Origin of the sequence: Streptomyces sp. GESEQ-35 (assembly GCF_017948485.1) — a bacterium.
In the GTDB taxonomy this organism is placed as follows: domain Bacteria; phylum Actinomycetota; class Actinomycetes; order Streptomycetales; family Streptomycetaceae; genus Streptomyces.
The window spans coordinates 1-22,453 of sequence record NZ_JAFFSX010000038.1 but is presented as its reverse complement, the minus strand read 5'-3'; the positions used below and the strand labels follow the sequence as shown (position 1 = coordinate 22,453).

Genomic DNA, 22,453 nt, shown 5'->3' with positions numbered 1-22,453 from the left:
CTTCGAAAAGAGAGCGGACGACGAGGTTCGAACTCGCGACCTCAACCTTGGCAAGGTTGCGCTCTACCAACTGAGCTACGTCCGCATTGCATCCGACCGGCTCTCACCGACCGGCGCGAGCACCAGCCTACCTGATCCACAAGAGTGACCGGGACGGCGATGCAGAGCGGGTGACAGGAATTGCACACTGCGCCTTCCCCCTGGAAGGGGGATGTTCTACTACTGAACTACACCCGCATGTACTCCGTGAGCTGGGCCTTTTCGGCCTTGCCCGGCGGCGTGCTCCAGACTCTAGCTGATCAGGAGGGGTGCAGCGCAAGTCGGCTGTCCTCAGGGCCCGCTGACACGGCCTGAGGACAACGGCAGCGGCGCCTTACTGTGCCGCGGCGAACGCCTCGTAGACCTTCTTCGGGATTCGCCCGCGCGCCGGGACCTCCATCTTGTTGGCCTGGGCCCAGGCCCGGACGGCCGCCGGGTCGGGGGCGACCTCGGTCTGCCGGTATGCCTTGCCGGAGCGCGACCGCTTGCGGCCGGCGTCCACGTACGGCGCGAGCGCCTTACGCAGTTTCTTGGCATTGGTTTGATTCAGGTCGATCTCGTACGACTTGCCGTCGAGTCCGAAGGCGATCGTCTCCGCCGCTTCGGAACCGTCGATGTCGTCAAAGAGGGTGACCACGACCTTCTGCGCCACGAATATCGGTCCCTTCATGCGGCACTTGCCAATTCATTTGTACAGTGCCCAGCAATGCAATGTGAAGCCCGACTAAATCCTTCCGCGTGTCCGAGCGCAATAGGCATCGGGTGTAGATCAGGGATCTTTCCCGGAAATTTTCGTGAACGCGGCTTCTGATGCCGGATCGTGACAGCGGTCACGTAGGTTCCTACAAGTCGACGCGCGTAGAAATTTTGTGCGGGTAGTCTGAACACACCTGTAGGAACCTGCTCAGCACCACAACACCGGGAGTGCCAGTGGCACGCGTCGTAGTCGACGTCATGCTCAAGCCGGAGATCCTCGACCCCCAGGGCCAGGCGGTGCAGCGCGCACTGCCGCGGCTGGGTTTCGACGGGATCTCCGATGTACGTCAGGGAAAGCGATTCGAACTGGAAGTTGACGGGCCGGTCGACGAGGCCGCGCTCGCCCGCATCCATGATCTTGCGGAATCCTTCCTCGCCAACACGGTGATCGAGGACTTCACCGTCAAGGTGGAGGAAGTCGCGGAGGCCGCGAAGTGACCGCTCGTATTGGCGTCGTCACTTTCCCGGGCAGTCTCGACGACCGCGACACACAGCGCGCGATCCGACTCGCGGGTGCCGAACCCGTCGCTCTCTGGCACAAGGACAAGGACCTCCACCAGGTCGACGCCGTGGTGCTGCCCGGCGGTTTTTCCTACGGCGACTATCTGCGGGCCGGCGCCATCTCCCGCTTCTCGCCGGTGATGGAGACGCTCATCGAGCAGGCGAAGGCCGGGCTGCCGGTTCTCGGTATCTGCAACGGCTTCCAGATCCTCACCGAGGCCCACCTCCTCCCGGGCGGGATGCTCGGCAACGACCACCTCCACTTCATCTGCCGCGACCAGAAGCTGCGGGTGGAGAACGCGGGGACCGCCTGGACCGCCGATTACACGGCCGGCCAGGAGATCCACATCCCGCTGAAGAACATGGACGGCCGGTACGTCGCCGACGAGTACACGCTGGACAAGCTGGAGGCGGAGGGTCGGGTCGCGTTCCGTTACGTGGACTTCAACCCCAACGGCTCGCTGCGCGACATCGCCGGCATCACCAACGAGGCCGGCAACGTCGTAGGCCTCATGCCGCACCCGGAGCACGCCGTCGAGCCCCTCATCGGGTCGGGCCGCACCGACGGCCTCCCCTTCTTCACCTCGATCCTCAAGAAGCTGGTCAACGCATGAGCCGGACGCCTCTGGACACGGTCGAGCACGCGGCCGAGACCCCCGACGTCGAGCTGCCCTGGGCCGAACTCGGCCTGAAGAAGGACGAGTACGAGCGGGTGGTCGAGATCCTCGGACGCCGGCCCACCGGCGCCGAGCTCGCCATGTACTCCGTCATGTGGTCCGAGCACTGCTCGTACAAGTCGTCGAAGGTGCATCTGCGCCAGTTCGGCGAGAAGGCCCCGCAGAGCGATGCGCTGCTCGTGGGCATCGGTGAGAACGCCGGTGTCGTCGACGTCGGCCAGGGCTACGCGGTCACCTTCAAGGTCGAGTCGCACAACCACCCGTCGTACGTGGAGCCCTACCAGGGCGCGGCGACCGGTGTCGGCGGCATCGTGCGCGACATCATCGCGATGGGGGCGCGGCCGGTCGCGGTCGTCGACCCGCTGCGGTTCGGTGCGGCCGACCACCCCGACACCAAGCGTGTCCTCCCGGGTGTCGTCGCCGGCATCGGCGGCTACGGCAACTGCCTGGGTCTGCCCAACATCGGCGGCGAGGTCGTCTTCGACTCCTGCTACCAGGGCAACCCGCTGGTCAACGCCGGTGCCATCGGTGTGATGCGGCACGAGGACATCCACCTGGCGAAGGCGTCCGGCGCGGGGAACAAGGTCATCCTGTACGGGGCTCGTACGGGTGGTGACGGCATCGGCGGTGCCTCGATCCTGGCGAGTGAGACCTTCGACGACGCGAAGCCGAGCAAGCGTCCGGCGGTCCAGGTCGGTGACCCCTTCCAGGAGAAGCTGCTCATCGAGTGCACCCTGGAGGCGTTCCAGGAGAAGCTGGTCGTCGGCATCCAGGACCTGGGTGCGGCGGGCCTCTCCTGCGCCACCTCCGAGCTGGCGTCCAACGGCTCCGGCGGCATGACCGTGACGCTGGACGACGTACCCCTGCGTGATTCGACTCTCTCTCCTGAGGAAATCCTCATGAGCGAGTCGCAGGAACGCATGTGCGCGGTCGTCGAGCCGGAGAAGGTCGACCGGTTCCTGGAGATCTGCGAGAAGTGGGACGTCATCGCCACGGTGATCGGTGAGGTCACCGACGGCGACCGGCTCGAGATCTACTGGCACGGCGGCAAGATCGTCGACGTCGACCCGCGGACCGTGGCGCACGACGGGCCGGTGTACGAGCGGCCGTACGCGCGCCCGGAGTGGCAGGACGCCCTTCAGGCCGACGACGCGGGCAAGCTTGCGCGGCCCGCGGGTTCGGCGGAGCTGAAGGACCAGGTCCTGAAGCTGGTCGCCTCCCCGAACCAGGCCTCCAAGAAGTGGATCACCTCGCAGTACGACCACTTCGTGCAGGGCAACACGGTGCTGGCCCAGCCCGAGGACTCGGGCATGATCCGCATCGACGAGTCGTCCGGCCTCGGTGTCGCCATCGCGACCGACGGCAACGGCCGTTACGCGAAGCTCGACCCTTACGCGGGTGCGCAGTTGGCGCTGGCAGAGGCCTACCGAAATGTGGCGACGACGGGTGCCAAGCCGCTCGCGGTGTCGGACTGTCTGAACTTCGGCTCGCCCGAGGACCCGGCGGTGATGTGGCAGTTCGCGGAGGCGGTGCGCGGACTGGCGGACGCCTGCCGGCAGTTGGGCACCCCGGTGACCGGCGGCAACGTGTCCTTGTACAACCAGACGGGCGAGGTGGCGATCCACCCGACCCCGGTGGTGGCCGTGTTGGGCGTCATCGACGATGTCGCCCGCCGCACGCCGGTCGCCTTCCAGGAGGAGGGCCAGCTGCTCTACCTCCTCGGCGACACCCGCGAGGAGTTCGGCGGCTCGGCCTGGTCGCAGGTCGTCCACGACCACCTCGGCGGCCTGCCCCCCAAGGTCGACCTGGAGCGGGAGCGGCTGCTGGCCGAGATCCTGATCTCCGCCTCCCGCGACGGCATGATCGACTCCGCGCACGACCTCTCCGACGGCGGTCTGATCCAGGCCCTGGTCGAGTCGGCGCTGCTCGGCGACAAGGGCGCGCGGCTCATCGTCCCCGACGGGCTCGACGCCTTCACCTTCCTGTTCTCGGAGTCGGCGGGACGTGCGGTCGTCGCCGTGCCGCGTTCCGAGGAGCTCCGCTTCAACGACATGTGCGGGGCGCGGGGTCTGCCCGTCACCCGCATCGGTGTCGTCGACGGGGATTCGGTGGACGTCCAGGGCGAGTTCGCGCTCTCCCTGGCGGAGCTGCGGACGGCCCACGAGGAGACGATCCCGGCGCTGCTTGCGTAACGGCGAAGCAGTCCGGTTGTACGTAGCCGGTTGTACGTAGCTGAAGGCCCCGTCCGGAAATCCGGCCGGGGCCTTCGGCGTGCCCGGGCCCGCAGAAAAGTCTCGTCCCACCTGCAACCTCGGTGGGGTCGGAACGTCTGTCCGGGTGGAGGCGCCTCCAGCCAAGGCCTTCGCCACGGGTAGCCACCTGTGGCGGTGGCCGCCGGAACCAGTCACGATCGACGATTCGAGGAATCACATGTCTGAAGGTCAGACCGCCCGAAGCAGCCTCCTCTCGCGCCGAGTGCGTCTCGCCATGGGAGCTACCGCTGCCGCCGCAGCGCTCGCCCTCGGTGGCACTTTCACCGCCCACGCCGACAACTCCGGTCCCGCCCCTGAGAAGTCGGCCACGCAGATCAAGGTCGACGACGTGTGCGCGGAGCCGGAGCCGGTCGAGGACCCGGTCGAGGCGGTGCCGGGTGGGGACGACGACGTCGCGAAGCCCGACTCCTACAAGGACGCCACGGTCGACGACGAGGACCCGGTCGACGCGGAGCCCGTCGACGACTGCGTGGAGGACCCGGAGCCCGGTGGGGACCCGGTCGAGGCGGTGCCGGGTGGGGACGACGACCTCGGGAAGCCCGACTCCTACGTGGATGTCGAGGTCGGTGCCGTCAAGCACTGACGGTCGGAGAACGGAGGGCGTGGGCCGCTGATCGGCTTCGGTTGTTCAGCGGTGGCCCGAGGTGGAGCTGCCGGGTGTGGGGCCCGGCAGCTCCACCGTCCCCGCGTCCGGTGATTCCGGTCCGGGCGGGGGTGTGAAGACCATGATGTCTAGGAGATCCATGAAGGCAGCGACGATCCCGGCCGCCCCGGCCCCCGCCTCGGCTTTGGTCCCGGTCCACGGTGTGCCGACGGGTGGGTACAGACCCGTGGGCTGCTCGGTGCGTGGGTGGGGGGATGCGCTGCGCCGGGCGTGGGGCCGGCTGGTGCGTGGAGTGTCGTACCGGGGCGGGGACACCCCGGCGGGCGGGCTGCCGTCGGTGCCGGGTTCACCGGCCGGCTACGCGGGCTTCGGTGAGTCGGACGTCGATGAGCAGCCGGGTATCGATGAGCTCTACGCCCACCGTCGTCTGCATCTGGTCCGGTTGGCGCTTCTTCTGGTGGATGACCTTCCCACGGCGGAGGATGTGGTGCAGGACGTCTTCGCGGCGCTCTACCGCCGCTACGGTGAGCGGCTGGCCGGGCTGGACAATCCGGACGCCTATCTGCGGACCAGTGTGGTCAACACCTCGCGCTCGGTGTTGCGCCGCCGCCGCACGGTACGGGCCCATGTGCCCGAGCGTGCGGGGCACGCACCCTCGGCCGAAGAACCCGTACTGCTGCGTGAGGAGCACGGTGAGGTGATCGCGGCGCTTCACCGGTTGACCCGGCGGCAGCGTGAGGTGCTGGTGCTGCGGTACTGGTCCCACCTGAGCGAGGCTCAGATCGCCGAGACCCTGGGGCTGTCCTGTGGGGCGGTCAAGTCCACCGCGAGCCGGGCGCTGGCTGCGTTGCGCAGACAGATGGAGGCCCCGTGACGAAGCCACACGTGATCCCGGAGGCACCCCGATGATCGAACAGGACCCCGGCTCCGGCCTGCCCCCGGATCCCCTCGAACAGCGACTGAGCGACGCGCTGCGGGCGCGGACCCACTCCGTAGAGCTGTCCGATCTGCGGCCCGCCGTACCGCCGACCCGGCAGGTGCGGTTCCGGCTGTCCGTCAGCCGGCCCGTCCGCCGGACCGTGGCGCTGCTGGCCCTGGCGGCCGTGGTGGCCGCCGTGCTGCTCGTGTCGGCGCGTTGGGAACGGCAGTCACCGACGATTCCCTCGAACACCCCCTCGGTGTCACCCACCCCCACGGACGCGGTCAACGCCTCGCCCGACCCTTCTGACGACGGCACGGACGCGGTTCCCCATCCCTGACCGAGGGCGGGGACCGAGCCCCCCGGCCATCCTCAGGGCCTAGGCTCGCCGTCATGCCCCCGGCCAAGAAGCGCGCCCGCACCTACGATCCCGCCAAGATCCGCACCGCGGTCCTCGCCCAGCTCGCGCACGTCCAGGAAGCCGTGCGCGGCCTCACGCCCGGGCAGCTCGCGCTCCCCACCCGGCTCGGCGAGTGGACCGTACGGGAACTGGTCGCGCACATCGGGATGGCGCTCACGGCCATCGGGCGCTCCCTCGATCTGCCGGAGCCGCCGAAGCAGGACGCCGTGCTCCTCGACTGGCCGTTCGAGACCGCCGCCAGCTCCTCGGCCATCGATGAGTTCACGAAAAGGCTCGTCCAGGAACACCCCGACCTCGACACCTACCTCGCCGACATCGCGCAGGGCCTCGCCGAGCAGCTCGACACCCACGCCGGCACCCGGCTGCTGGAGACCAACGCGGGCGCCCTGCCGCTCGCCGACTACCTCGTCACCCGCACCGTCGAGCTCGTCGTCCACACCGACGACCTGAACGCCGCCGTCCCGGGCCTGGACATCCCGTACGACCGTCAGGCCCTCGCCGCCTGCACCCGGCTGCTCGCCGATGCGCTCGCCGCCAGGGCGCCCGGTGGCTCGACCGAGGTGCGGATCCCGCCGTACGCCGTCGTGCAGTGTGTGGAAGGGCCCCGGCACACCCGGGGCACGCCGCCGAACGTCGTCGAGACCGACCCGCTCACCTGGATCCGGCTCGCGACCGGGCGGACGGAGTGGAAGGCTGCCCTCCATGACGCCAAGGTCAGCGCGAGCGGGGAGCGGGCGGATCTCGGGCCGCTGCTGCCACTCCTCAGCTGACGGACAGGCACATGACAACAGAGTCATAACGGGACCGAACCCGTCGGACGTCCCGTACGTCAAAGAGCCATGAAGCGGACGACGAAGAGCATGACGTACGCCGCCGCGGCCCTGGCCGGCTCCGCCGTCCTGGCCGCCTGTGGCACGGAGTCCGGCAGCGGCAGTGGCGCAGTCGGCGACGAAGGCCAAGTCAAGGACGTCTCGACCATCGCGGACACCTCATGGGTGCCGCAGCAGGTGACCGTCGACGGCAAGGACTACGCCCTGCCCAAGGGTGACGCCCACCGGCTCGAAGAGGCTCACATCACCTTCAAGCCGGGTGCCGCCGAGCCGGATACCGGCGGCGGGGAGTCCGGCGGCACGGTCGGCTGCAACAGCTTCGGTGCCGACGTCGAGATCGAGGGCGACACCGTGAAGGTCTCCGACCTCGCGATGACGGAGATGGGCTGCCAGGGGGCCGTCGGGGAGTTCGAGGAGAAGTTCGTGGGCGTCTTCCAGGGCAACCTCAAGGCCGCCGTAACGGAGCGCGACGGCACCAAGACACTCACCCTGACCAGCGGAAACGGTGACCGCATCACCCTCCGCGAGGGCACCGCCGAGACCACCCCGGCCCTCAAGGGCACCCGGTGGACGATCGACACCCTGCTGTCCGGGACGAGCGACGACTCGGACGCCGAGTCCCTGCCCGCCGAAGCCAAGGCGCATCTCACCCTCACCAAGGACAACACCGTCACCGGCAGCCTCGGCTGCAACACCTTCAACGCCAAGGCCACCGTCAAGGACGGCACCATCGAGGTAGGCCCTCTCGCGACCACACGCATGGTGTGCTCGGGGCCGGTCATGAAGACCGAGCGGGAGCTCACCGAAATCCTCTCCGGCAAGGTCTCCTACCAGCAGAAACACACATCCCTGACGCTCACCTCGGCCTCCGGCGAGGGCTTCGTGGCACGAGCGGAGTAATCAAGCCCACTCCCCGCGAATTCGGACCAGTGGTCGATCTCGCCTACACTCGGTGGCGTGCCACGTGGTGACGGTCGACTCAGTCATGATCTGCTCCCCGGTGAGAAAGGCCCCCAGGACGCTTGCGGCGTCTTCGGTGTCTGGGCTCCGGGCGAAGAGGTCGCCAAGCTCACTTACTTCGGGCTCTACGCCCTCCAGCATCGGGGTCAGGAATCCGCGGGAATCGCGGTCAGTAACGGCTCCCAGATCCTCGTCTTCAAGGACATGGGGCTCGTGTCCCAGGTCTTCGACGAGACTTCGCTCGGCTCTCTCCAGGGGCATATCGCAGTAGGTCACGCCCGCTACTCGACCACCGGTGCCTCCGTGTGGGAGAACGCCCAGCCGACGTTCCGTGCGACCGCGCACGGCTCCATCGCGCTCGGCCACAACGGCAACCTGGTGAACACCGCTCAGCTCGCCGAGATGGTCGCCGACCTGCCCAAGCAGGAGGGCCGCACCCCGCGTGTCGCCGCGACCAACGATACCGACCTGCTCACGGCACTCCTCGCCGCCCAGGTCGACGAGGACGGCAAGCCGCTGACCATCGAGGAGGCCGCCCACTCGGTCCTCCCGCAGGTGCTCGGCGCCTTCTCCCTCGTCTTCATGAACGAGCACACCCTCTACGCCGCCCGTGACCCGCAGGGCATCCGCCCGCTGGTCCTCGGCCGTCTGGAGCGCGGCTGGGTCGTCGCGTCGGAGTCCGCCGCCCTCGACATCTGCGGCGCCAGCTTCGTCCGCGAGATCGAGCCCGGCGAGTTCGTCGCCATCGACGAGAACGGTCTGCGAACGTCCCGATTCGCGGAAGCGAAGCCCAAGGGCTGTGTCTTCGAGTACGTGTATCTGGCCCGCCCGGACACCGACATCGCCGGCCGGAACGTGTACCTCAGCAGGGTCGAGATGGGCCGCCGCCTCGCGAAGGAAGCACCCGTCGAGGCCGACCTCGTCATAGCGACCCCGGAATCCGGCACGCCGGCGGCCATCGGCTACGCGGAGGCGTCCGGCATCCCCTTCGGTGCGGGTCTGGTGAAGAACGCGTACGTCGGCCGGACCTTCATCCAGCCCTCACAGACCATTCGCCAGCTGGGCATCCGGCTGAAGCTGAATCCGCTCAAGGAAGTCATCAAGGGCAAGCGCCTGGTCGTCGTCGACGACTCGATCGTGCGCGGCAACACCCAGCGGGCCCTGGTGCGGATGCTCCGTGAGGCCGGGGCCGCCGAGGTCCACATCCGGATCTCCTCGCCGCCCGTGAAGTGGCCCTGCTTCTTCGGCATCGACTTCGCCACCCGCGCCGAGCTCATCGCCAACGGCATGACCATCGACGAGATCGGCACCTCGCTCGGCGCCGACTCCCTCTCCTACATCTCCATCGACGGCATGATCGAGGCGACCACCATCGCCAAGCCGAACCTCTGCCGCGCCTGCTTCGACGGCGAGTACCCGATGGAGCTCCCGGACCCCGAGCTGCTCGGCAAGCAGCTCCTGGAGACCGAGCTGGCCGCCGGTCCGGCAGCCACGGCCGCGGCCGACGCGATCCGTCGCCCGTAAGCCCAGCATCACTCAACCCGAAAGATCCCAGGCAATGTCTGAGACTCATGCTGCTTCCTACGCGGCTGCCGGCGTCGACATCGAAGCGGGCGACCGCGCGGTGGAGCTGATGAAGGAGTGGGTGAAGAAGACGCAGCGCCCCGAGGTCCTCGGCGGCCTCGGCGGGTTCGCCGGCCTCTTCGACGCCTCCGCCCTCAAGCGCTTCGAGCGCCCGCTGCTCGCCTCCGCCACCGACGGCGTCGGCACCAAGGTCGACATCGCGCGCCAGATGGGCGTCTACGACACCATCGGCCACGACCTGGTCGCCATGGTGATGGACGACATCGTGGTGTGCGGCGCCGAACCGCTGTTCATGACCGACTACATCTGCGTCGGCAAGGTCCACCCCGAGCGCGTGGCCGCCATCGTGAAGGGCATCGCCGAGGGCTGCGTCCTCGCCGGCACCGCCCTGGTCGGCGGCGAGACCGCCGAGCACCCCGGCCTGCTCGGCCCGGACGACTTCGACGTGGCCGGCGCCGGCACGGGCGTGGTGGAGGCCGACCGGCTGCTCGGCCCGGATCGTATCCGTACGGGTGACACGGTGATCGCCATGGCGGCCTCCGGTCTTCACTCGAACGGGTACTCGCTCGTCCGACACGTCCTGCTGGACCGTGCGGGCATGGCGCTGGACAACCAGGTGGCCGAGTTCGGCCGCACCCTCGGCGAGGAGCTCCTGGAGCCCACCAAGATCTACTCGCTGGACTGCCTGGCCCTGACCCGCACGACGGACGTACACGCGTTCAGCCATGTCACCGGCGGCGGACTCGCGGCCAACCTGGCGCGGGTCGTCCCCGACCACCTGCACGCGATCGTCGACCGCTCCACCTGGACCCCGGCCCCGGTGTTCGACCTCGTCGGGAAGACCGGCGACGTCGAGCGGCTGGAGCTGGAGAAGACCCTGAACATGGGCGTCGGCATGATCGCGATCGTCCCGGAGGAGTCCGCGGACGTGGCACTGGCGACGCTGGCCGACCGCGGTGTGGGCGCCTGGGTCGCAGGCGAGATCACGGACCGGGGTGAGCACACCTCAGGTGCCGCACTGGTGGGCACGTATTCACATTAGGACCGTCTCCTGAGCGGCAGCACGAAACCCGGTCCAGCGCCGAAGCTCCGGACCGGGTGAAGTGCAGTTGTGACGGGAACTGCGAAGCGCGCTACGTCAAGCGCCGCGACGCTGCGACGTGGGACCGGACTCGTCGTCCTCTTCGTCCTCGTCGTCGTTATATAGATCCGCGTACTGCGCGTACGGGTCGTCTTCGTCGTCTTCGTCATCCTCGAACGGCTCGCCGTTCGGCGGCTGGTTCGAAGTCGAAGCGCCCAGCTCGTTGGCCAGACGCGACAGGTCAGTCCCGCCGCTGTTGTACTTCAGCTGGCGGGCGACCTTCGTCTGCTTGGCCTTGGCCCGGCCGCGCCCCATGGCTCGACCCCCTCGGTGACGGGGCTCGACGGCCCCAGAGTCTCGACACGCGTTCATGTTCTAGAACGGACTCTCCATGGAGAGACCGGTCCGTAGGGCTTCCACGGTACCTGAGCCCGTGCCCATACGGTACGTCGCCCGCAGGAGCCGCGTGTGCACAGGGCCTTCGAGGAGCCCGGTCTTCGCTGGTCAATCGCGATTTTAACCACTTATTGGCGGTCGACCCGCCGACAGAAGTGAGAGTTCTCTCTAAGTGCCCATCGGCGGGTACCGGCCAAACCTCTTCGGCCGGACCTCGCGGTCCGGCCCCGCGGAGGGTCAGCGTCCGCGTTTCGCCGTCGCCTCGTGCATCCGCTGCTCGGCGATCCGGTCGGCCGCGGCGGCCGGCGGGATGCCATCCTCCTTCGCACGTGCGAATATCGTGAGCGTCGTGTCGTAGATCTTGGCCGCCTTCGCCTTGCACCGCTCGAAGTCGAAGCCGTGCAGTTCGTCGGCGACCTGGATGACACCGCCGGCGTTCACCACGTAGTCGGGCGCGTACAGGATGTGGCGGTCGGCCAGGTCCTTCTCGACGCCCGGGTGGGCCAGCTGGTTGTTGGCGGCGCCGCACACGATCCGGGCGGTGAGGACCGGGACGGTGTCGTCGTCCAGCGCCCCGCCGAGTGCGCACGGGGCGTAGATGTCGAGGCCCTCGATCCGGATCAGCGCGTCCGTGTCGGGGGCGACGGTGACCTTGGGGTGGGCCTCGGAGATCCGGCGTACGGCCTCGGCGCGTACGTCCGTGATCACGATCTCGGCGCCCTCCGCCCTCAGATGCTCGACCAGGTGGTGGCCGACCTTTCCGACGCCGGCGATACCGACGGTGCGGCCGCGCAGCGAGGGGTCGCCCCACAGGTGCTGGGCGCTGGCCCGCATGCCCTGGTAGACGCCGAACGCGGTGAGGACGGAGGAGTCGCCGGCGCCGCCGTTCTCGGGCGAACGGCCGGTGGTCCAGCGGCATTCACGGTGGACGACGTCCATGTCGGCGACGTACGTACCGACGTCGCACGCGGTGACGTACCGGCCGCCGAGCGAGGCCACCATCCGCCCGTAGGCGAGCAACAACTCCTCAGTCTTGTCGCGCTGGGGGTCACCGATGATCACGGCCTTGCCACCGCCGTGGTCCAGCCCGGCCATGGCGTTCTTGTACGACATTCCCCGCGCGAGGTTGAGCGCGTCGGCGACGGCCTCCTCCTCGCTCGCGTACGGGTAGAAGCGCGTACCGCCGAGCGCGGGGCCCAGGGCGGTGGAGTGGATGGCGATGACGGCCTTGAGGCCGCTGGCGCGGTCCTGACAGAGCACGACTTGCTCATGACCGCCCTGGTCCGAGTGGAACAGGGTGTGCAGGACGCCGGCTGATACTTCGGTCACGGTGGTGACTCCTGGATGCGTGGCGGCGGTTGGGACGGGCTCCCGTAAGGGTGGCGGGGGCTGGTAGCACGAGATTAGAGCCTGTACGCCCCGCCGACCGCGACGTGCTCAGGATCACCTACTCCCGGAGTACGCCCGTGCGACGATTTGCATAGTTTTCCCGCACGTTTGTCAGCGGGTTTCGCAGGTTTTCCTGGCAGACGGCGGGGGAGGGAGCAGGCGTGCCCAAGGTGTCCTCGGTGATCGTCCCGTACGCGACCTATCTGCGCGTGTACGAACCGCTGGCCGCCTTCCCGGAAGCGGAGCGCGACCACTGGGCGCGCTATGCCCGGCGCCCCGACCGTCCGACGTACCAGGACGAACTCCGCCGCGCGCTGGCCGACTTGCTGCCGACCCCGCCTGTCCCGGTGCCAGTACACGAGAGCAGTGACGCCTTCGTGCTGGAGGTCGACGGGGTGGTCTGCGTCTGTCCCTGGCGCACCCGGCTGCGCGGCTGGCAGGCACTCGGCGACCTCGCCGAGGAGCTCCCGCCGCCCGTTCTGGACGCGGTCCTGCCCCCGGTCGTACGGCGCCAGGCGACCCAGGACTACGAGCGCTGGCTGACCCGCAACCCCGACGCCCGCCCCTGGATCCGCACCTCGACCTGGCAGGTGCCGCTGCACTGGTTCGTGCTGGTCGCGGACGAGGAGCGGCGCTTCGACAAGGGGTCCGGCGACATTCCGCCGATGCTGCGCTACCGGACGCCCATGGTGCAGGCCCGGCGGCGGGTGGCGCGGGCGCTGCGGACGCTCAGGGACGCCATCGACGAGGGGCCGCTGATCGACGGCCTGATGGACGTGGGGCGCTGGCTGGAGGAGTTCCATCCGCGCTCGCTGGTCGAGCTGGACTACGGCGGTCTGGTGCACGCCCTGCCGGCCGGCGAGCTGGAGGACGATCACTCGGCCGCCGACGTGGCCGAGGGGATCGCGGCGCTGCGGCAAGGGGACGGGGAGGCGGCGGGTGAGGCGTACGGCCGGCTCGTGGAGCGGTGGCGGTCGGTGCGGGACCGGCGATCGGCGAACTGACGTTTGACCTGACGCCCGTTTTGGGGTTTCGTCCTTGATTTGAGGGTCCCGAGGTTCCTGAGGTTTCGTCAACATGGGACGTAGGTCCTGATCCGGGCTTATGTCTCAAGCGTGACGGACCGCACGTACGCGGCCCTTGCCTCCCTTGCCCCTCCTCATGTCAAAATAGGACAAGGAGTCCGGGGAGGACTCCGTCCGTCCCACTGTGTTCCACTGTGGGCGGAATCTCAGCATTGCAATGCTTTGGGGGGTCTTGTGACTCCTGATCGTCCTGTGACTGATCGTCACAGTGGCGTGACTGTCCGCTATGGCATGGTCCATCGGCTTCCGTCGCCGATGAACACCTGGGGGGCAATTCCATCGGTTTGGCCGACGCGGCTGGACAGATGGTGTAGTTGTAGTGCCGAGGACAAGCCGTTCGTCCTATAACCGACTCGACTCGCGTCCGCCATTTCGGGCAACGCGGGTCAAGGTGCAGAATTTAGAGGAAAGAACCGAGATGGTTCGGTTCTCCCGAGGAGGCCGCTCATGACCGCTCGCACCCCTGATGCCGAGCCGCTGCTGACCCCGGCTGAGGTCGCCACCATGTTCCGTGTGGACCCGAAGACGGTCACGCGGTGGGCGAAGGCCGGGAAGCTTACATCGATCCGCACGCTCGGCGGGCATCGCCGCTACCGCGAGGCGGAGGTCCGTGCTCTGCTCGCGGGCATCCCGCAGCAGCGTAGCGAAGCCTGAACAACTGAATAAACCGGGCAAATCGGCAGGTCCCCCAACAGGCCGACACGCTCGGAACCTAGCTCCAAACGACGCGGGTTCTGCCCCAACGGAGCCCACGCCCACGTTCCACAGAGCTTTTGAAGCACATCACAGGGTGCGTCGTCGATCGCGCTGGACTCCGCCGGGTCCAGCGCGATCTTTTTTGTGCCCTGTCGCGGGGGATCCGGGTGGGCCTGTGAGTGGCCTTGTCGGAGTCTGGGGAGGGGTGTCGGATCTTCTGTGTGTGAGCTCTGAGGGACCCCTCAGGCTGGTGCAATTGCACATATTAAATTGACCAGTTGTAGGACCAGGGTAAGAACCGGGGTTTGGAAAACTCATCCGGTGACACCCGTCACATGCCAGAGTCCTTGTTACCCCTGTCCCCCGTGCGCTATTGGGAGGTCTCCCGCGGCGCCTGGGTCGTCCGCGGGGCGGTGTCCGTGGCCAGTCGCAGCAGCCGATGGCAGATCGAGCAGTGGCGCGTCAGATGGCGATAGGACGTGGCGGCCGACAGATGCGCACGAAGCAGCGCCCGCGTCTCGTGCCTGGCCGATGCCGACATACCCCACCTCCGCAGAGCCGCCCGGGAAGCGTCCCTGGTTTCTGAGTACCGAGGGATGGAGGCGACGTCAAGACGGCGCCAGGGGGCGGCGGGAGACAACGCGGAAACACAAGGAAGCCCGGGTCTTCCGACCCGGGCTTCTCTTCGATGCGGTCCTGACGGGATTTGAACCCGCGGCCTCCACCTTGACAGGGTGGCGAGCACTCCAAACTGCTCCACAGGACCAGGTTTCGCGGCACTTGTTGGTGCGTTGCGCTGCGAAAAGAGACTGTACAGGAGGGGGGCCGCCTGGTCGAACTCACTTAGCGTGCGGGGCCCGTTACGGCACCGCCGCGTCGATCGCCTTCACGATGCGCTTGTCGGAGACGGGGTACGCCGTGCCGATCGCGTGGGCGAAGTAGCTGACCCGGAGCTCCTCGATCATCCAGCGGATGTCCAGGACAGTGGAGGGGACCGGGCGGCCCTGTGGCATCTGCTCCAGCAGCCACGCGTACTCGTCCTGCATCTCGTGGACCTTCTCCATGCGCGTGGTGTCCCGCTGCACGTTCGCCGGCATCTGCTGGAGCCGGCGGTCCGCGGCCACCAGGTAGCGCATCAGGTCCGGCAGCCGCCGTATCCCCGCCTCCGTCACGAAGCCCGGCTTCACGAGGCCGTCCAGCTGCGCCCGTACGTCTGCCACGTTCGACAGCAGGACGGGGCTCCGTACGCCCTTCAGGCGGCGCTCACAGGCCTGCCAGGCGGCGAGGACCTGCTGTACCTGGCCCACTGTGCGGACCGTTGTGTCGACGATCTCCGCGCGCACCTTGTCGTACAGCTTGCGGTACGACTCCTCGTCCCACGCCGGTCCCCCGAAGTCCCCGATGAGCTTGTCCGCCGCCGCCATCGCGCAGTCGTCGAACAGGCCCTGGACGGAGCCGTGCGGGTTCGCGGAGAGGGCGAGCTTCTGGGGGTTCGTCAGCTTGTCCGACGCGAACTTGGCCGGGTTCACCGGGATGTTCCGCAGGATCAGCCGCCGCGTGCCCTTCCACATGGCCTGCTGCTGCTCCGCCTCGGTGTCGAAGAGCCATACGGAGACTGTGTTGGCCGTCGGTCCGTCGTCGACCAGCGCCGGGTACGCCTTCACCGGCTGGCCGGCCCGACGGGTCTCGAAGACGCGGGTGAGGGAGCCGATCGTCCAGTCGGTCAGGCCCTTGCGCTCCAGCGACTCGCCGCCCTGGCGCTCGGCGGTCGCGGCCGCCGCCTGCGAGAGGGCCTGTCTCGCCTTCGGCTTCAGCCGGAGCTTCAGCGCTTCGAGGTCCTTGTCCTCGGCCAGCTTGCGGCGTCGCTCGTCGACGATCCGGAACGTGATGCGGAGGTGGTCGGGGACCCTCGCCCAGTCGAAGTCGTCCGCCTCGAACGGCACTCCGACCATGCGCTTCAGCTCGCGCGCCATGGTGGTGGTGAGGGGTTCCTGGAGGGGGACGGCCGCGTCCAGGAACCGCTGCGCGAAGTTCGGGGCCGGCACGTAGTTGCGGCGGATCGGCTTCGGGAGGGAACGGATCAGCTCGGTGACGACCTCTTCCCGCAGCCCCGGGATCTGCCAGTCGAAGCCCTCGTCCGTGACCTGGTTGAGGACCTGGAGCGGGATGTGGACGGTCACGCCATCGGCGTCCGCGCCCGGCTCGAACTGGTACGTCACCCGGAACTTCAGCTGCCCCTGCCGCCAGGAGTCCGGATAGTCGGCCTTCGTGACCGCCTCCGCCGACTCCCGGATGAGCATCTCGCGCTCGAAGTCGAGATGGTCGGGCTGCTCGTGCCGCTTGTGCTTCCACCAGGAGTCGAAGTGGGCGCCGGACACGACGTGTTCGGGCACCCGCTGGTCGTAGAAGTCGAAGAGCGTCTCGTCGTCGACCAGGATGTTCCGGCGCCGGGCGCGATGCTCCAACTCCTCGACCTCGGTGAGGAGTCTGCGGTTGTCGGCGAAGAACTTGTGGTGCGTGCGCCAGTCGCCCTCGACGAGCGCGTTACGGATGAACAGCTCGCGGGACGCCTCCGGGTCGATCCGGCCGTAGTTGACCTTGCGGTCGGCGATGATCGGGACGCCGTACAGCGTGACCTTCTCGTACGCCATCACCGCGGCCTGGTCCTTCTCCCAGTGCGGTTCGCTGTACGTCCGCTTGAGCAGGTGCTCGGCGAGGGGTTCGACCCACTCGGGCTCGATGCGGGCGTTGACACGGGCCCAGAGGCGGGAGGTCTCCACCAGCTCGGCGGACATCACGAAGCGCGGGGGCTTCTTGAAGAGGGCCGAGCCCGGGAAGATCGCGAACTTGGCGCTCCGGGCGCCGAGATACTCGTTCTTCGCGCCGTCCTTCACGTCCTTCATGCCGATGTGGGACAGCAGGCCGGCGAGCAGTGAGACGTGGACGCTGTGCTCCGGCGCGTCCTCATCGTTCAGATGGATGCCCATCTGCTTCGCGACCGTTCTCAACTGCGTATAGATGTCCTGCCATTCGCGAATGCGCAGGAAGTTCAGATACTCCTGCTTGCACATCCGGCGGAACGAGGACGAGCCGCGCTCCTTCTGCTGCTCGCGGATGTAGCGCCAGAGGTTGAGATAGGCGAGGAAGTCGCTCGTCTCGTCCTTGAAGCGGGCGTGCTGCTGGTCGGCCTGCGCCTGTTTGTCGGCCGGACGCTCGCGCGGGTCCTGGATGGAGAGCGCGGCGGCTATCACCATGACCTCGCGTACACAGCCGTTCTTGTCGGCCTCCAGGACCATCCGGGCCAGCCGGGGGTCGACGGGCAGCTGCGCCAGCTTGCGGCCGCTGTCGGTGAGCCGCTTGCGTACGTCCTTTTCCGCCGGGTCGATGGCGCCGAGCTCCTGGAGCAGTTGGACGCCGTCGCGGATGTTGCGGTGGTCCGGCGGGTCGATGAAGGGGAACTTCTCGATGTCGCCGAGGCCCGCGGCGGTCATCTGGAGGATGACGGACGCGAGGTTCGTACGGAGGATCTCGGCGTCGGTGAACTCCGGACGGGCCTCGAAGTCGTCCTCGCTGTAGAGGCGGATACAGATGCCGTCGGACGTACGGCCGCAGCGGCCCTTGCGCTGGTTGGCGCTGGCCTGGGAGATCGCCTCGATGGGGAGCCGCTGCACCTTCGTGCGGTGGCTGTAGCGGCTGATCCGGGCGAAGCCGGGGTCGATGACGTACTTGATGCCGGGGACGGTGAGGGAGGTCTCCGCGACGTTGGTCGCCAGAACGATCCTGCGGCCGGTGTGGGGCTGGAAGACGCGATGCTGCTCGGCGTGCGAGAGCCGGGCGTAGAGGGGGAGGACCTCGGTGAAGCGCAGGTTCTTCTTCGTCAGCGCGTCGGCGGTGTCGCGGATCTCCCGCTCTCCCGAGAGGAAGACGAGGACGTCGCCCTTCCCCTCGCCCTGAAGCTCGTCGACGGCGTCCATGATCGCGGTGATCTGGTCGCGGTCGGAGTCGTCGGAGTCGTCTTCGAGGAGGGGGCGGTAACGCACCTCCACCGGATACGTCCGTCCGCTGACCTCGATGATCGGGGCGTCGCCGAAGTGCCGTGAGAAGCGCTCGGGATCGATGGTCGCGGAGGTGATGACGACCTTCAGGTCCGGCCGCTTGGGCAGCAGCTGGGCCAGATAGCCGAGCAGGAAGTCGATGTTGAGGGACCGCTCGTGGGCCTCGTCGATGATGATCGTGTCGTAGGCGCGCAGCTCGCGGTCGGTCTGGATCTCGGCGAGCAGGATGCCGTCGGTCATCAGCTTGACGAAGGTGGCGTCCGGGTTCACCTGGTCGGTGAACCGCACCTTCCAGCCGACGGCCTCACCGAGCGGGGTGTTCAGCTCTTCGGCCACCCGCTCGGCGACGGTGCGCGCGGCGATCCGCCGGGGCTGCGTGTGCCCGATCATGCCGCGCACGCCCCTGCCGAGCTCCATGCAGATCTTCGGGATCTGCGTGGTCTTCCCGGACCCGGTCTCACCGGCGACGATCACGACCTGGTGGTCGCGGATGGCGTCGGCGATCTCGTCGCGCTTCTGGCTGACCGGAAGCTGCTCGGGGTAGCTGACGGCGGGTACGTGTGACCGCCGCTCGGCCATCCGCCCCTCCGCCTTGCCGACCTCGGCCTCGATCTCGGCCAGAACGGCGGCACGGGCCTCCGGCTTGCGGATCTTGCGGGCACCTTCGAGCCGCCGGCCGAGTCGGTGGGCGTCGCGCAGCGACAGCTCGGTCAGACGGGGGGCGAGGGCGCCGAGGGCTGGGGTGCCGGGGGCGGGGTGCGTAGACATACGCGACCCAGGATCTCATCCCGGGGAAATCACTGGCGAACGCTTTTGCCTCCGGCGGTGCGACCTCGACTCAGGGCGTCGGTGGTGCCGGCGGTGCCGCCTGCGTCTCCTGCGGCGTCGGTGCCGGCGACTGAGGCGCGAAGGACTTCGCCGTATTCGACACGGCCTTGATCCCCAGGTAGGCCGTCGTCATGCTGCTCACCGCGGTGAACGCGGCCGTGAGGACGCCGACGATCACGGACTTGTCCCCGTCGAGCTGCCACACCCCGAAGATCGCGACCCCGGAGATGGCGGCACTACTGATGACCACCGAGAGCAGCCCGTACAAGGCCCGGACCTTCTCCAGCGCATCGGCTTTCTCGTCCCGCTTCATTGCACCCGCCCCCTTCGGCACAACGTCGAAGACCCCGTCCGGCCGGACGGGGTCTTCGGGTGGTGGCTGGGGCCGGGGTCGAACCGGCGACCTATCGCTTTTCAGGCGATCGCTCGTACCAACTGAGCTACCCAGCCATGAGGGTTCAAGTGAAACCTCAGCGGTCCTGACGGGATTTGAACCCGCGGCCTCCACCTTGACAGGGTGGCGAGCACTCCAAACTGCTCCACAGGACCATGCGATGCGTACGACAGTGTCGCACACGGTGTTGCGTGCCCCCAATCGGGGCACACGCAAATGGTTGCAGGTCTGACCGGCAGTGTCCAATCCGTATCGGGCGCCTCGTGGTGGAGGGACGTTTCCGGCCTGTGGCCTGGGACGGGACCCGGTGAAACGGGACACGGATCCGGCAGCCGTCATGGGGCGGACGAGTGCTTCCTACGAGCGGAAGATCACGCTTCGAGCGGTCACGCTGATCATGGGAGCCGTGGTCGGACTCACATTCCTGTTCGGCTTCGGGAACGTGTGGACCCTGGCGCTGCGCCTGGGCGTCCCGCTCTGGGTGGCGCCCCTCGTGGCGCCGGCGGTGGACCTGTCGGTGATGGGGCTGCTGCTGGCGACGCGGTATCTGGCGTTGCACGGTGCCCGGCCCGAGCAGCTTCGGCCCGCCCGTCGGCTGCTGGTCTTCCCCAGCCTGATGACGCTGGCGCTGAACGTGACGGATCCGCTGCTCGCTGGCCAGATGGGCAAGGCCGCGTTCGATGCGGTGGGACCGTTGCTGCTGATCGGATGGGCGGAGGTCGGTCCAGGCTTGTTGCAGGCCATTGCGGGCGCTCACGATGCGAGGCCGACCAAGGAGCAGAGGCTTGTGCACAACGCGGCGCAGGAGGAGGTCGCACCGGACTCGGGTTGCGACAAATCGATCTTGCCGTCTCGTATTGACCCTGATCTGGGTGAAAGCCGGATGGCTCCCGGAGATGATCTCCTGGAGCGTGCTCGTCAGGAGGATGCTCGGCACTGGGAGACGTTTCAGCGACCGATCTCCGCTGAGACCTTGCGTAAACGGCTGCATATCGGAGCAGCGAGGTCCCGGATGCTCGTGGCCGCGGTGCGGTCAAGCGGCAGTGATCGGTCTGGTGGGGACAGGGCTGACCGGGTCCGGGTGCCGACTCCGTAGCTTGCCGTGCGGTCTGCGGATTCACCTGTGGCGCTTTTCCCCTGCGGGGCAGGCTGTGTGGGCATGATTGATGGCCAATTGTATCGGGGGTTGTCCGGCTCGAGCTGTCGGGCATGCCTGCCCGACTACCCGGCCATCAGTCCGTGGCGGCCAACCTCAGATCCAGACATTCGATTCTCCTCGGAAGTCACATGGAAGGCATGCAGTCACGCGAGTGGACATCTGTCCACATCCGACGGCCACTGGGCAGCTCAGACGGAATGGACCTCGGAGACGGAACGCACCTCGGAGTCGGAACGTGACCCGGGGCGACTCCGTCTTGTTGCCACTAATGAGATCCACAAGCGTCTGCTCGAAAAAGGCACGGTGAATTCCAAGGGCCCACTGATCGGCTCATCAAGGCCTGCCACGTACCTTGACCGCTGCGCAGGGGCGGGGGGCCACTGCCCTTCGGCCCTCATCGCCCGACCGGACGGCGGCCGATAGCCGACGGGGCCGCGTCGGCCGCCCGCCTGACCGCGGACGAGGTACCTGCCCGGACCCCGGGCGACGTCGTCCGGGGTCCGGGGAGACGGCGGAACGCGTCCGTCATGTCCTTCCAGACACCTGAGCTTTCTCGGCATTCGCGGACATCAACTCCCAGGTCCCGCCGGATCAGCTCCCGAGCCAGTTGCTCGATCTGCCTGCTTCCGGTCCCCATGGGCTGTCAGAGGGATCGGTTCATGGTCTTGTCGATCGGCACACCGCTGCGAAAGCCGTCCAGGCCCGCGAAAGGGCCGTCGTGGAATTCTCCGGTCAGCAGACCAGAAGAGGTGGATTGCGGTCCGCTCGTGATTCCTCCCGCGTGTGAATCAGTCTGACCTTTGCTCAGAAACCGTCGATTACGGTGGTCACGTGAAATGCTGCAGGGGGTGCAGTGAAGAACAGTCTGACGGCGTTCGAGAACGTGGTGAAGGCCTCGATCTTCGTGAATACCTCGGTGTGGTACTCAACCGACTGTCACTGGATGAGGAGCTGGAACACGTCCTCCTTGTCAACGGCTCGCAGCAGCTTCACGTCCAGGCAGCCCTCGGTTCCTTGAGGAGCGGCGCCTGCGACCGGACAACGGATTCGAACTCGTCCTCGGTGCCATCGGCGACCGTCAACTGGACAACTTCAGGGCAGCGCGAGAGTGACGAATCGTGCGCCGTCGCAGTCGATGGCAAGACCCTGCGCGGCTCGCGCACCGTCACCAGGCGGGCCATGCATCTGGTCGCCGCTGTCACCCACGGCGAACGCGCCGCGTGCACGTAGAGCGGGCGAATCGGTAGGCCCCGCCGCCAGTGGACTGGGCCCGGCGGCGGGGGATGGTGCCGCCAGGTCCGGTCCAGGCAGGGAGACCGCCGGGAGGAACGGCAGCCTCGCCCCTACAACGGGAGAGGCTGCCGAGCGGTTCACCGTACCGCGTGGCCAATGCTGCCAACGCGGCGCGGCGGATGCCTCCCGCGGCGAAATGGGCGAGCGCGCCCAGGCGTTCTCGTCACCGGAATCATGATGGCGGTGTCCGTGAAGCGCGGCGAGGGCTCCGAGCGCATGAGCCGCCTGGGCATGCTTCTGGGCGGCTGCATCCTGGTGGCCGGCGCGGGGCCCCTCGTCGAGTTCTTCTTCCGGGACGAGGGGACGAGGGGACGGCGCAGGGCGGAACGGGGAGAGCCGCGACCTGCTCCCCACCACACTCGCCGGTCGCGGCGCAGGAGGCCACCACGGAAGACCGCCGCGAACGGTTCAGTCGGCTCCGCCGCTCCCTCGTTACGTTGACGGACCCACGCGGTACTGCCCGGTCCTGAGCCGGCAAGGGGCTTCCAGGCCGTGCGCGGCACCGACATCACC

Annotated in this window: 20 protein-coding genes and 5 tRNA genes; 14 read left to right on the top strand and 11 right to left on the bottom strand. The window is 67.9% G+C overall.

The window, feature by feature from the left end; genetic code table 11:
* Nucleotides 1–12 precede the first annotated feature (12 nt).
* From KCH87_RS44700 to KCH87_RS44690, 3 genes are all read right to left on the bottom strand, one after another.
* Nucleotides 13–85: transfer RNA gene (locus KCH87_RS44700), tRNA-Gly, on the bottom strand.
* 80 nt (nt 86–165) lie between these two features.
* A tRNA-Gly gene (locus KCH87_RS44695) sits at nt 166–237 on the bottom strand.
* A gap of 136 nt (nt 238–373) precedes the next feature.
* Nucleotides 374–691 (bottom strand): Lsr2 family protein, encoded by a 318-nt coding sequence (locus KCH87_RS44690; protein WP_210593768.1) that lies wholly within the window; start codon nt 689–691, stop codon nt 374–376.
* Between the two features lie 278 nt (nt 692–969).
* On the opposite strand from KCH87_RS44690, the gene purS reads away from it, so the two are divergent.
* The 10 genes from purS (at nt 970) to purM (ending at nt 10,606) form a co-directional block, all read left to right on the top strand.
* Nucleotides 970–1,233 (top strand): phosphoribosylformylglycinamidine synthase subunit PurS, encoded by a 264-nt coding sequence (purS, locus tag KCH87_RS44685; RefSeq protein WP_007383088.1) that lies wholly within the window; start codon nt 970–972, stop codon nt 1,231–1,233.
* Nucleotides 1,230–1,910 carry a phosphoribosylformylglycinamidine synthase subunit PurQ gene (gene purQ, locus KCH87_RS44680; protein ID WP_210593708.1) on the top strand — a complete coding sequence of 227 codons (681 nt, stop codon included), beginning with the start codon at nt 1,230–1,232 and terminating at the stop codon, nt 1,908–1,910. Before purS ends, purQ begins: the two co-directional genes overlap by 4 nt.
* Nucleotides 1,907–4,165, top strand: a complete 2,259-nt coding sequence (gene purL, locus KCH87_RS44675) for a phosphoribosylformylglycinamidine synthase subunit PurL (RefSeq protein WP_210593707.1) — start codon at nt 1,907–1,909, stop codon at nt 4,163–4,165. Before purQ ends, purL begins: the two co-directional genes overlap by 4 nt.
* Nucleotides 4,166–4,460: 295 nt before the next feature.
* A complete protein-coding gene (locus KCH87_RS44670; protein ID WP_210593706.1) occupies nt 4,461–4,829 on the top strand; it encodes a hypothetical protein in 369 nt (122 codons plus the stop codon).
* Between the two features lie 160 nt (nt 4,830–4,989).
* Complete coding sequence (locus tag KCH87_RS44665) at nt 4,990–5,724, top strand: SigE family RNA polymerase sigma factor (RefSeq protein ID WP_247197760.1); 735 nt, start codon at nt 4,990–4,992, stop codon at nt 5,722–5,724.
* A 31-nt stretch (nt 5,725–5,755) separates the two neighbouring features.
* Nucleotides 5,756–6,109, top strand: a complete 354-nt coding sequence (locus KCH87_RS44660) for a hypothetical protein (RefSeq protein WP_210593705.1) — start codon at nt 5,756–5,758, stop codon at nt 6,107–6,109.
* Between the two features lie 53 nt (nt 6,110–6,162).
* Nucleotides 6,163–6,960 carry a maleylpyruvate isomerase family mycothiol-dependent enzyme gene (locus KCH87_RS44655; protein ID WP_210593704.1) on the top strand — a complete coding sequence of 266 codons (798 nt, stop codon included), beginning with the start codon at nt 6,163–6,165 and terminating at the stop codon, nt 6,958–6,960.
* Between the two features lie 69 nt (nt 6,961–7,029).
* A complete protein-coding gene (locus KCH87_RS44650; protein ID WP_210593703.1) occupies nt 7,030–7,920 on the top strand; it encodes an META domain-containing protein in 891 nt (296 codons plus the stop codon).
* A 57-nt stretch (nt 7,921–7,977) separates the two neighbouring features.
* A complete protein-coding gene (gene purF / locus KCH87_RS44645) occupies nt 7,978–9,504 on the top strand; it encodes an amidophosphoribosyltransferase (RefSeq protein ID WP_210593702.1) in 1,527 nt (508 codons plus the stop codon).
* A 34-nt stretch (nt 9,505–9,538) separates the two neighbouring features.
* Nucleotides 9,539–10,606: a phosphoribosylformylglycinamidine cyclo-ligase gene (gene purM, locus KCH87_RS44640; protein WP_210593701.1), complete on the top strand. Its 1,068-nt coding sequence runs from the start codon at nt 9,539–9,541 to the stop codon at nt 10,604–10,606.
* Nucleotides 10,607–10,702: 96 nt separating this feature from the next.
* Here the strand turns inward: purM and KCH87_RS44635 are convergent, their stop codons facing one another.
* Both KCH87_RS44635 and KCH87_RS44630 read right to left on the bottom strand, forming a co-directional pair.
* Nucleotides 10,703–10,960, bottom strand: a complete 258-nt coding sequence (locus tag KCH87_RS44635; RefSeq protein WP_210593700.1) for a DUF3073 domain-containing protein — start codon at nt 10,958–10,960, stop codon at nt 10,703–10,705.
* Between the two features lie 318 nt (nt 10,961–11,278).
* On the bottom strand, nt 11,279–12,370 hold the full coding sequence (locus tag KCH87_RS44630) for a Glu/Leu/Phe/Val dehydrogenase (RefSeq protein ID WP_210593699.1): 1,092 nt from the start codon (nt 12,368–12,370) through the stop codon (nt 11,279–11,281).
* 221 nt (nt 12,371–12,591) lie between these two features.
* Between KCH87_RS44630 and KCH87_RS44625 the strand changes: the two genes are divergently transcribed.
* The gene (locus KCH87_RS44625; RefSeq protein WP_210593698.1) at nt 12,592–13,434 is read left to right on the top strand and encodes a hypothetical protein; all 843 of its coding nucleotides are present in this window, start codon (nt 12,592–12,594) and stop codon (nt 13,432–13,434) included.
* Nucleotides 13,435–13,962: 528 nt separating this feature from the next.
* Nucleotides 13,963–14,169, top strand: coding sequence for a developmental transcriptional regulator BldC (gene bldC / locus KCH87_RS44620; protein ID WP_003949541.1), 207 nt, complete (start codon nt 13,963–13,965; stop codon nt 14,167–14,169).
* Nucleotides 14,170–14,581: 412 nt separating this feature from the next.
* Here bldC and KCH87_RS49770 read toward each other — a convergent pair whose 3' ends face one another.
* The 6 genes from KCH87_RS49770 to KCH87_RS44595 all read right to left on the bottom strand — a co-directional run bounded on the left by KCH87_RS49770 (nt 14,582) and on the right by KCH87_RS44595 (nt 19,643).
* Nucleotides 14,582–14,752, bottom strand: a complete 171-nt coding sequence (locus KCH87_RS49770) for a DUF6274 family protein (RefSeq protein WP_247197758.1) — start codon at nt 14,750–14,752, stop codon at nt 14,582–14,584.
* Between the two features lie 150 nt (nt 14,753–14,902).
* Nucleotides 14,903–14,977 (bottom strand) — tRNA-Asp (locus KCH87_RS44615).
* 94 nt (nt 14,978–15,071) lie between these two features.
* Nucleotides 15,072–19,034 (bottom strand): ATP-dependent RNA helicase HrpA, encoded by a 3,963-nt coding sequence (gene hrpA / locus KCH87_RS44610; RefSeq protein ID WP_210593697.1) that lies wholly within the window; start codon nt 19,032–19,034, stop codon nt 15,072–15,074.
* A 70-nt stretch (nt 19,035–19,104) separates the two neighbouring features.
* Nucleotides 19,105–19,407 (bottom strand): hypothetical protein, encoded by a 303-nt coding sequence (locus KCH87_RS44605; protein WP_210593696.1) that lies wholly within the window; start codon nt 19,405–19,407, stop codon nt 19,105–19,107.
* A gap of 60 nt (nt 19,408–19,467) precedes the next feature.
* Nucleotides 19,468–19,544: transfer RNA gene (locus tag KCH87_RS44600), tRNA-Phe, on the bottom strand.
* Between the two features lie 24 nt (nt 19,545–19,568).
* Nucleotides 19,569–19,643 (bottom strand) — tRNA-Asp (locus KCH87_RS44595).
* 152 nt (nt 19,644–19,795) lie between these two features.
* On the opposite strand from KCH87_RS44595, the gene KCH87_RS44590 reads away from it, so the two are divergent.
* Both KCH87_RS44590 and KCH87_RS44585 read left to right on the top strand, forming a co-directional pair.
* Entirely contained in the window at nt 19,796–20,584 is a 789-nt protein-coding gene (locus tag KCH87_RS44590; protein ID WP_210593695.1) for a SpdA protein, read from the top strand.
* Nucleotides 20,585–21,430: 846 nt separating this feature from the next.
* Nucleotides 21,431–21,877, top strand: coding sequence for a hypothetical protein (locus KCH87_RS44585; RefSeq protein ID WP_210593694.1), 447 nt, complete (start codon nt 21,431–21,433; stop codon nt 21,875–21,877).
* The last annotated feature ends 576 nt before the right edge of the window (nt 21,878–22,453 follow it).